The organism is Micromonospora sp. U21 (assembly GCF_018070045.1).
Classification (GTDB): Bacteria; Actinomycetota; Actinomycetes; order Mycobacteriales; family Micromonosporaceae; genus Micromonospora.
On the sequence record NZ_JAGPYK010000064.1, the window covers coordinates 1 to 9931 of the forward strand.

Sequence of the window (9931 nt, forward strand, 5' to 3'; positions counted from 1 at the left end):
CCGGCCAGCTCCGAAGCCATGATCCACATCGCGATGATCGACAACATCAGCCGCCGCATAACGGGCGAAACCACACCTACCTGGCGAGGCACCTACTAGTAGATCAAGAACAAATCGAATGCCCTCTAAGGAAGACTTGCGCCGGCGCACAGCCCCGGGCGGTCAGTCGTCGGTGGGGCGCTGGCGGGGCCAGCGTCGACCGGTGGTCTTCTGGTCCCGGGCGTCCCGCGCCATCCGGCCGACCAGGCCGAACCGGTTGACCTGCCGGGGCGTCGCCTCCGGATCGGCGAGCAGCATCACCACGCTGGCGCCGCCCAGCCGGGCGCGGTCGATGCTCACCGACCCGTTGGCCTGCAACGACACCCGCTTGGCGATGTCCAAGCCGAGCCCGGTCGAGCCCTGGTCGCTGGTGCCCCGGCGCAGCGCCCGGTCCGGATCGACGATGCCGGGCCCGGCATCGTCGATCCGGATCGCCACGTAGCCGTCCCGGCGGGACACGGCCACCTCGAACGCGGTGCCCTGCGGCGTGTAGCGGAAGACGTTGCCGATCACCGCGTCCAGCGCGGCGGCAAGCTCGGCACGCGGCACCGGCGCGGGAATGCGCAGCTGCGCGCCGATGACCCGGTGCGGCCGGTTCTGGTCGCCGGCCAGCGCCGCCCAGAACACCATCCGGTCCCGGACCACCTCGCTGACGTCACACATCGCCGGCCCGGCCTCGTGAGCCACCGCCTTGCGGGTGGTCTTGATCAGCACGTCGATCTCACCCTCCAGGGTGACGATCGCCTGCCGGATCCGCCGGATGCCGCGACGCCGGTCCAGCTCCGCCTCGGAGAACGAACCCACGCTGGTGTCGTCGGACTCCAACGCCTCCGCGTCCAGCCGCAGCACGGTCAACGGGGTACGCAGCCGGTGCGACAGGTCGGCCACCAACTCCCGTTCATCGGTGCGGGCCGCGTCCAGCCGGTCGGCCATCCGGTTGAAGGCGTACCCGGCCTCGGCCAGCTCGCGTGGGCCGGTCGGCTCCACGCGTACCCCCAGGTCGCCGTCGCCGATCGAGAGCGCGGCCTTGACCAGCCCCCGGGTCGAGTCCACCGCGCGGGCGGCGACCCGGTCGACCACCAGCACCGCCGCGCCGGCCATCGCCGCGCCGACCGCGAACAGCAGCAGCCAGGTGCCGCCGGCGCCCTCGCCCAGCGCCGAGTCCGGCACGAACACCTCGACCACGGCGGTCCGGTCACCGAGGACCACCGGGTCGAGCCGGACCACCCCGCCGTCGACGTCGGCAACCAGCGAGCGCCGGTCGGCACGTGCCCGGTCCAGGTCGGCGTCGAAGGCCCGGCCGGCAGACTCGTCGAGACCCAGCCCGTGCACCACCGGTCGGGCCGGTGCGCCCTCGCCGCTGGCCACCACGGCCCGCTCGACCACCGCAGGCTCCGTGCTCACCGCCAGCGCCCCGGTCACCAGCGAGCTACGCCGGGCGGCGTCGCCGATCGCCTCGTCCCGGGTCTGCTCGCGCAGACTCAGGCCGAGCGGGATCAGGAACGCGAGCGCGACGAGGCTGCACATGCCGGCCGTGAGCAGGGCCAGCGCCGTCCTCAGTCCGGTGCCACCAGCCGGAATCCGACCCCCCGCACGGTGCGCAGGTAGCGCGGCTTCGCCGCGGACTCGCCCATCTTTCGGCGAAGCCAGTACAGGTGAACGTCGATGGTCTGATCCTCGCCGACCGATGGCTGCCGCCATACCTCCTCCAAGAGCTCCCGGCGGGACACTACCCGCCCGGGTCGTGCGGCGAGATACGCCAGCAGGTCGAATTCCTTGCGGGTCAGCGCCAGCGGCTCCCCGTCGAGGTGGGCGCTGCGCTCGCCGACATCCACCCGAAGCCCGCCGACGGTGTGCACCGCGGGCTGCACCGTCCGGCTGGCCCGACCGGCCCGGCGCAGCACGGTGGTGATCCGCGCGTCCAGGTGCGCACCGGTGAACGGCTTCACCATGTAGTCGTCGGCGCCGGCGCGCAGCAGCTTGACCACCGACTGCTCGTCGTCACGCGCGGTGGCGATGATGATCGGGATGTCGGTGATGCCGCGCAGCATCCGCAGCGCGTCCGAGCCGTCCAGGTCGGGCAGGCCCAGGTCCAGCACCACAAGGTCGGGCGTCTCCGCGGCGACCCGGCGCAGGGCGTCCAGCGCCGTGCCCACGGCGTGCACGGCATGCCCCCGGTCGGCGAGGGACCGCAGCATCGCGCCGCGTACGACATGATCGTCTTCGACCAGGAGCACGGAGGCCACCCCAAGACCGTACTTGGCCTGGCAAGTTGATCGCGTTGCGGCGTACCTGACGAGCGGGCAAGCTGGTACGACGATGTCCTTCACCCTGTTCGCCGATGCCCGCTTGGCGCTCGCCCGGGACAGCCTCGCCGGTCTCTCCACCGGCGACGCGCTCGGCGCCCAGTACTTCGTACCCGGGGCACACCCGGCGGATCTTGCCGCGGGCGTCCTGCCGCCGGCGCCCTGGGAGTGGACCGACGACACCGAGATGGCCTGCTCGGTCCTCGCCGGGCTGGCCGCATCCGGCGGCGTCGACCGGGACCGGCTGGCCCTGGCGTTCGCCGAGCGCTGCGATCCGCGCCGCGGCTACGGCGCGGGCGCGATGCTGATCCTGCGGCTGATCCGCACCGGCACGCCGTGGCCGGTGGCCGCCGCGTCGGCCTTCGACGGCCAGGGCTCCTGCGGCAACGGCGCGGCGATGCGGGTCGGCCCGCTCGGCGCGTACTTCGCCGACTCGACCGTCCGCGCCGCGGCCCAGGCCCGAGCCTCGGCCGAGGTGACCCACGCGCACCCGGAGGGGATCGCCGGTGCGGTCGCGGTGGCGGTCGCCGCCGCGCTGGCCGCCCGGGCCCGCCTCGACGGGCACCGCCCGGCACCGGAGCGGCTGCTCGCCGGGATCGCCGGCGCGGTCGATCCGGGCACCGAGGTGCACCGCAGCGTCAACCGGGCGGCCGGGCTGCTCGGCCGGCCGCTGTCCCGGGTGGTGGCGGCGCTCGGCAACGGCTCCCGGGTGACCGCCCAGGACACCGTCGGCTTCACCCTGTGGGTGGCCGCCACCCACCTGGACGACTATCCGGCGGCGATCCGGGTCTGCGTGCAGGCCGGCGGGGACGTGGACACCACGGCCGCCATCGCCGGCGCGGTGGTGGCGGCGTACACCGGCATCGGCACGCCCGGTGGCGTGCCCGAGCCGTGGCTGGCCGCCCGCGAGCCGCTGCCTACCTGGGTGCCCTGACACGTCGCCGTGTCGGACCACCGAGCCGGACCGCGTCCTGCCACCCGACCTCTCCGAAGCCTTTGCTCTGCTTCAACCGAGGCTACAGCCACGGCCCTGAACCGTTGCGCGGGTTGAAGCAGAGCAAAGGTCGCGCGGTGACCGCCGGCTGCGCTGGATGCGGGCCGTCGAAGCCGCAGCCGTGGACGGTGGGCCGTGGGCCGCCGACGGTGCGGCCGGCCTCAGCCGGCGCGGACCGGGGTGGCGACGGCCGCCGGCACCGACTCACCCTGCACCGACTCACGCGGCACGGACTCACCCGGCGTCGGATCGGTAGGCGCGGGGTCGTCGTCGTCTCCGCCGGTCACCTCGGCCAGCGCCGTGCGCTCGGCCGGGTCGCGCCGGCGCCATCGGCTGACCAGCCAGCCGATCGCCGCGCCGCCGCCCAGCCCGGCCAGCAGGCCGGAGGCCAGCATGGCGTCGGCGCTGCCGGACTCCTCCCCGGCGCCGTTCGCGCGGTCCGCCGGCGCGGCGTCGCCGGCGCCCGGGTCGGTCGCCGCCCCGGCCGCCGGGGCGCCGTGCCCGCCGTGCCCGGCCGGGCCGGCCGCGCCCGCCGCCGCCGGCAGCAGGGTGAGCACCGGGGCCCGGTGCGCGCCGGTGGCGTCCGCCCAGCGGACCACCGTGCCGTCGGCGTACGTCTGGACCACCTCGAAGGTGAGCCGCTCGGCCTGCGGCAGCGGGCCCATGGACAGCGCCAGCCGGGCGGGGCCCGGTTCGCCCTTGCCGACCCGGATCCAGGTGACCGCGGTGGTCACCGTGCTCACGACGGAGGAGTGGATGCCGGCCAGCGGCCGGTCCAGGGTGCGGGAACTGATCCGGGGCGCCCAACCGGTCACCGACATCGGGTACACCTCGGCCACCGGCGCGTCGGCGGGCAACCGGACCTCGATCTGGCGGGTCGTCGTGCCGGCCCGCTCCTCCGGCACGGTGAACTCCAGCCGCACCGCGTCGCCCTGCCGGGCCTGGGTCGGGGTGGTCGTCACGTCCGCCGCGTGCGCCGTACCGGGCCAGAGCAGCAGCCCGGCGGCGGTCAGCGCGGTCACCGCCGCGATCCGCTGCCGGCAGCTACCGCCGTGCGTGCTCGCCATCTCGTGCCCCCATCCGTGTCGACGCGACCGGCACCGGTTCCGGCCACACCTCCTAGTTCGGCTCCGAGGCGCAAAAGGTTCAACGCCGCCTGTTAACAAGGGGTCCTTCCTATACCGGAGGCGTTAAGAAGGTGCCCTTCCTTACCTGCGGTGGGTGGACCGATAGCATCGGCAGGAGCCGAGGATCGGCATCCGTCTCGTACCGCATGAAGGAGTCACCGTGTCCGCACCCCGTACCCCCGCCGTGGCCGACCCTGTCGTCGTCGCCGCCGGGACCACGGCGGCCGACGCGGTGGCCGCGGCCGGACTGCCCGCGAACGGCCCCAAGGCGATCGTCGTGGTCCGCGACCCGGAGGGTCAGCTGCGCGACCTGGACTGGTCGCCGGCCGAGGAGACCGTCGTCGAGCCGGTCAGCCTGGACTCGCCCGACGGGCTGAACGTGCTGCGCCACTCCACCGCGCACGTCCTGGCCCAGGCCGTGCAGGACATCTTCCCCGAGGCCAAGCTGGGCATCGGCCCGCCGATCGAGAACGGCTTCTACTACGACTTCGACGTCGACAAGCCGTTCCAGCCCGACGACCTCAGCAGGGTCGAAAAGCGGATGCAGGAGATCATCAAGTCCGGCCAGCGGTTCCGCCGGCGCCGCTTCCGCAACCTGGACGAGGCGCGCACCGAGCTGGCCGACGAGCCGTTCAAGTTGGAGTTGATCGACCTCAAGGGTGACGGGCTGGACTCCTCGCAGGTGATGGAGGTGGGCGGCGGCGAGCTGACCATCTACGACAACCTCGACGCCAAGGAGGACAAGGTCTGCTGGTCGGACCTGTGCCGGGGCCCACACCTGCCGACCACCCGGCTGATCGGCGCGTTCAAGCTGATGCGCTCGGCCGCCGCGTACTGGCGCGGGTCGGAGAAGAACCCGCAGTTGCAGCGGGTGTACGGCACCGCGTGGCCGACCCGCGACGAGCTGAAGGCGTACCTGAAGCTGCTGGAGGAGGCCGCCCGGCGCGACCACCGCAAGCTCGGCGCCGACCTGGACCTGTTCAGCTTCCCCGACGAGATCGGCTCGGGTCTGGCGGTCTTCCACCCCAAGGGCGGCATCATCCGCCGGGAGATGGAGCACTACTCGCGGCGCCGGCACGAGGAGGCGGGGTACGAGTTCGTCAACACCCCGCACATCACCAAGGCGCAGCTGTTCCAGACCTCCGGGCACCTGCCCTACTACGCGGACACCATGTTCCCGCCCATGCAGCTGGAGGGCGCGGACTACTACCTCAAGGCGATGAACTGCCCGATGCACAACCTGATCTTCAGGGCGCGCGGGCGGTCGTACCGGGAGCTGCCGCTGCGGCTGTTCGAGTTCGGCACGGTCTACCGGTACGAGAAGTCCGGCGTGGTGCACGGCCTGACCCGGGTGCGCGGCCTGACCCAGGACGACTCGCACATCTACTGCACACGCGAGCAGATGGCCGGCGAGCTGTCCACGCTGCTCAGCTTCGTGCTGGACCTGCTGCGCGACTACGGCCTGGACGACTTCTACCTGGAGCTGTCCACCCGGGACGACTCGCCCAAGTTCATCGGTGACGACGAGGACTGGGCGGAGGCGACCGAGGCGCTGCGGACCGCCGCAGCGACCTCCGGGCTGGACCTCGTCCCCGACCCGGGCGGCGCGGCGTTCTACGGGCCGAAGATCTCGGTGCAGGCCCGGGACGCGATCGGGCGGACGTGGCAGATGTCCACCATCCAGGTCGACTTCAACCAGCCGGAGCGGTTCGGGTTGGAGTACCAGGCGGCCGACGGCAGCCGGCAGCGACCCGTGATGATCCACCGGGCGCTGTTCGGCTCGATCGAGCGGTTCTTCGGGGTGCTCACCGAGCACTACGCGGGGGCGTTCCCGGCCTGGCTGGCTCCGGTCCAGGTGGTCGGCATCCCGATCCGCGAGGACCACACCGACTACCTGCACGGGTTCGTCGCGGCGCTGCGCACCGAGGGGATCCGGGCGCAGGTGGACGCGGGCGACGACCGGATGCAGAAGAAGATCCGTACCGCGCAGCAGCAGAAGATCCCGTTCATGGTGATCGCCGGCGACGACGACGTGGCCGCCGGCACGGTCTCCTTCCGCTACCGGGACGGCTCGCAACGCAACGGCGTGCCGATCGCCGAGGCGGTGACCCACATCCTCGACGTGGTCAGCACGCGGACCAACATCGGCCCCTCCGCCGCCGCGGAGTAGCGCGCCTGTCGCGGTCGCCATGATCGTGCTCGATCCATGAAGTGGTGGGCGCCCCCCCCCCGGGGGGCCCCCCCCCCGACGGGTGCCCACCACTTCCATGTTCGAGCGCGATCATTGGGCGAACGCTCGGTGTCAGATCCCGCAGGTCGGCGCCGACCAGGTCCGGGTGGACTTGTGCGCGACGTGGGTGTGGTCGTTGTGGCCCGGGTAGCCGGGGCCGAGGATCTCGTTGAAGCCGTGGTTGCGGGCCTGCTGGGCCAGGCGGCACAGTGAGTGCGGGGTGGCGCCGAGGTCGACGGCATCCCCGTAGAGGTGTCGGCTGGTCGACGACCCGCCGACCGCGCTGTTGCAGGCGTAGCTGCGGAACGCGCTGGTCACCCGGATCTGCTGGTCGCCGAGCGCGTGCCGCATGGCCTGGAGCTTCCACATGGAGACCCGGGCGTTGAACCGGGCGGTGCTGGCCGACACCGCCCCGCCGGACCAGTCGCTGTTGCAGTCGTTGAACTCGGCGTAGTCGAAGTTGACCGGCGTGCAGTCGTTGTCCTGGAGGGCGTAGATCCGGTTGAAGGTCTGCGGGCCGGCGATGCCGTCCGCGGGGAGCCCGTACGCCTGCTGAAAGCGGAGCACGGCGGACCGGGTGGCCGGCCCGTACGCGCCGTCGATGGTGAGCACGGCGCCGGACCCGGGGTAGCCGGCGACCCGGACCTGGAGTTGCCGGACGTCCTCGCCGGACATCCCCTGGGACAGCATGCGTCCCCAGGTGTAGCAGCCGTCCGCGTGCGCGGCTCCGGCGGTCAGGGTGACCCCGGCCACGGTGCTGACGGCGGTCAGCGCGATGGCCGCGAGAAAGGTGCCGATTCGTCGGATCACTGAACCCTCCATCGGTGCATGGAAGTGCGTGGATGTATGGAAGTTTCAGGGGTGGGACTTCGTTCGTCAACAACTTCCAGCCGACGCGATTCTGAACAGCCGACAATCCGGCCGCCCCTCGCGAGCGGATGGCAGCCGTCGCCGCCGTCCGGAACGGTCCGTAGGATCGCCTCTGTGACTGGGGCGGAACGGCACACGGACAGCGGCGGAATGGCCGACGGCCTGGAGCGGCTCTGGACGCCACACCGGATGACGTACATCTCCGGCGAGGACCGTCCGGCCGAGGGCTACGAGCAGCCCACCGGGTGCCCGTTCTGCCGGGCGCCCAAGCTGCCGCCCGAGGAGAGCCTGGTCGTGGTCCGCGGCGAGCACGTCTTCGTGGTGCTCAACCTCTACCCGTACAACCCGGGGCACCTGCTGGTCTGCCCGTACCGGCACGTGGCCGACTACACCGACCTGGACGGGCCGGAGACCAGCGAGCTGGCGTCGTTCACCCAGGCCGCGATGCGGGTGATCCGCAAGGTGAGCAACGCGCACGGCTTCAACCTGGGGATGAACCAGGGCGGGGTGGCCGGCGCCGGCATCGCCGCGCACCTGCACCAGCACGTGGTGCCGCGCTGGGGCGGCGACGCGAACTTCATGCCGGTGATCGGCCGCACCAAGGTCCTGCCGCAACTGCTCGGCGACACCCGCGACCTGCTCGCCCGCGCCTGGCCCTCCTGACCGGTCGGGCCGGCGCGCGGCGTGCGCGCCGGTGCGGCTAGCCGGCGCGCAGCAGGGCGGCCAGCTCCGGCCAGCTCTCCACCCGGTGTACGCGGGGCAGCAGCCCGGCGTGCGTGGCGACCTCCGCCGGGCGGGGGCGGAACAGGTAGCGGTGCGGCACCGAGTCGAGGTAGCCGAGCACCTCGAGCTTGTCGTCCACGAAGTGGGTCAGCCCGAGCCGCCGGGCGATCGGCGCCTTGTCCGGCCGGGTCCGGCAGAAGTGCAGCCGCTCGACCGGAATGCCGGTGCGGGTCGGGAAGTCGTGGTGGACGAGCCACTCCCGGGTCCGCCGCTCGGTGGCCTCGCCGCACTTGGAGACCAGGTGCACCTCGTCGAACGCCGGGCCGAGCGCAGCGAGCGCCTCGAACGCCCCGTCGACGGCGGGGGTGCGCAGGTAGTGCGCGCCGAAGAACGACGTGTCGGCGTCCTCGTCAGCCGGCTCGATGAGCACGCCGCCGATGTCCACACCCAGCCGTCGCATGGGGCCGATCATGCCGCACGGCACCCGCCGCCGCGCTCCGGCGTCCCCGTCCGGGAACCGCTACGTCCGAACCCGATGAAGGTGGCACGATCGTTCGATGGCAGTCACGACACGGATGTTGGGGCGCAGCGGCATCGAGGTCAGCGCCCTCGGCATGGGGTGCTGGGCGATCGGCGGCCCCTGGGCGGAGGGCACCCAGCCGCTGGGCTGGGGCGCGGTCGACGACGACGAGTCCACGCGGGCGGTGCGCCGCGCGCTCGACCTGGGCGTCACCCTGTTCGACACCGCCGACACGTACGGCGCCGGGCACGGTGAGCGGGTGCTCGGGCGTGCGCTCGCCGGCCGCCGGGACGAGGCCGTGATCGCCACCAAGTGGGGCTACACCTTCGACGAGGCGAGCCGGCAGGCGACCGGCGAGGACGCGTCGCCGGCATACCTGCGGCGGGCGGTCATCGACTCGCTGCGCCGCCTGGGCACCGACCGGATCGACCTGTACCAGCTGCACCTGGCCGACCTGCCGGTGCCTCGGGCCGAGGCGCTGATCGGCACCTGCGAGGACCTGGTCACCGAGGGCCTGATCCGGGCGTACGGGTGGAGCACCGACCGCCCCGACCGGGCGACCGCGTTCGGGCACGCGGCCGCCGGCGCCACCGCCGTGCAGCACACCCTGTCGGTGCTGCGCGACGCCCCCGAGCTGCTCGCCGTCTGCGACAAGTACGACCTGGCCAGTGTCAACCGCGGGCCGCTGGGGATGGGTCTGCTCACCGGCAAGTACTCGGCCACCTCGACGCTGCCCCGCGACGACGTGCGTGGGCTGACCCCGGGCTGGCTGGAGTGGTTCCGCGGCGGCCGGCCGGCACCGGAGTGGCTGCGCCGGGTGGGCGCGGTCCGTGCCGCGCTCACCGCCGACGGGCGCACCCTCGCACAGGGCGCGCTGGGGTGGATCTGGGCCCGCAGCGGGCGCACCATCCCGATCCCTGGCTGCCGTACGGTCGACCAGGTCGAGGAGAACGCCGCCGCGCTGCACCGGGGCCCACTGCCGCCGGACCAGTTCGCCGAGGTGGAGCGCCAGCTGGCCGCCCTGCGCACCGCCGCCCTGCGCGACGCCGACCGCCCCCACTGGCCCCGCCCCACCCACCCGGTCACCCACCCCTGACCCTGCGCACCCGCCCCCGCCCGCCC

The 9931-nt window shown here is 73.1% G+C and carries 9 protein-coding genes and 1 pseudogene; 5 read left to right on the forward strand and 5 right to left on the reverse strand.

The window, feature by feature from the left end; translation table 11 throughout:
- Positions 1 to 99, forward strand: a pseudogene (locus tag KBX63_RS34480) (IS5/IS1182 family transposase); the annotation flags it as partial.
- Positions 100 to 162: 63 nt separating this feature from the next.
- Here KBX63_RS34480 and KBX63_RS34485 read toward each other — a convergent pair.
- Entirely contained in the window at positions 163 to 1566 is a 1404-nt protein-coding gene (locus KBX63_RS34485) for a HAMP domain-containing sensor histidine kinase (RefSeq protein ID WP_210918619.1), read from the reverse strand.
- 29 nt (positions 1567 to 1595) lie between these two features.
- Positions 1596 to 2285 carry a response regulator transcription factor gene (locus KBX63_RS34490; RefSeq protein ID WP_074318485.1) on the reverse strand — a complete coding sequence of 230 codons (690 nt, stop codon included), beginning with the start codon at positions 2283 to 2285 and terminating at the stop codon, positions 1596 to 1598.
- Positions 2286 to 2358: 73 nt separating this feature from the next.
- Between KBX63_RS34490 and KBX63_RS34495 the strand changes: the two genes are divergently transcribed.
- Positions 2359 to 3279: an ADP-ribosylglycohydrolase family protein gene (locus KBX63_RS34495; protein WP_210918620.1), complete on the forward strand. Its 921-nt coding sequence runs from the start codon at positions 2359 to 2361 to the stop codon at positions 3277 to 3279.
- 221 nt (positions 3280 to 3500) lie between these two features.
- Here KBX63_RS34495 and KBX63_RS34500 read toward each other — a convergent pair whose 3' ends face one another.
- On the reverse strand, positions 3501 to 4406 hold the full coding sequence (locus KBX63_RS34500; RefSeq protein ID WP_210918621.1) for a DUF1775 domain-containing protein: 906 nt from the start codon (positions 4404 to 4406) through the stop codon (positions 3501 to 3503).
- Positions 4407 to 4626: 220 nt separating this feature from the next.
- On the opposite strand from KBX63_RS34500, the gene thrS reads away from it, so the two are divergent.
- Positions 4627 to 6636 (forward strand): threonine--tRNA ligase, encoded by a 2010-nt coding sequence (gene thrS / locus KBX63_RS34505; protein ID WP_210918622.1) that lies wholly within the window; start codon positions 4627 to 4629, stop codon positions 6634 to 6636.
- Positions 6637 to 6768: 132 nt separating this feature from the next.
- Here thrS and KBX63_RS36295 read toward each other — a convergent pair whose 3' ends face one another.
- Entirely contained in the window at positions 6769 to 7518 is a 750-nt protein-coding gene (locus tag KBX63_RS36295; RefSeq protein ID WP_210918623.1) for a D-Ala-D-Ala carboxypeptidase family metallohydrolase, read from the reverse strand.
- 198 nt (positions 7519 to 7716) lie between these two features.
- Here KBX63_RS36295 and KBX63_RS34515 point away from each other — a divergent pair, with 198 nt between their 5' ends.
- Positions 7717 to 8229, forward strand: a complete 513-nt coding sequence (locus KBX63_RS34515) for an HIT domain-containing protein (protein WP_210918626.1) — start codon at positions 7717 to 7719, stop codon at positions 8227 to 8229.
- Positions 8230 to 8266: 37 nt separating this feature from the next.
- Here the strand turns inward: KBX63_RS34515 and KBX63_RS34520 are convergent, their stop codons facing one another.
- Complete coding sequence (locus KBX63_RS34520; RefSeq protein ID WP_247663932.1) at positions 8267 to 8749, reverse strand: hypothetical protein; 483 nt, start codon at positions 8747 to 8749, stop codon at positions 8267 to 8269.
- 97 nt (positions 8750 to 8846) lie between these two features.
- Between KBX63_RS34520 and KBX63_RS34525 the strand changes: the two genes are divergently transcribed.
- Positions 8847 to 9905 (forward strand): aldo/keto reductase, encoded by a 1059-nt coding sequence (locus KBX63_RS34525; RefSeq protein WP_210918625.1) that lies wholly within the window; start codon positions 8847 to 8849, stop codon positions 9903 to 9905.
- Positions 9906 to 9931 lie beyond the last annotated feature (26 nt).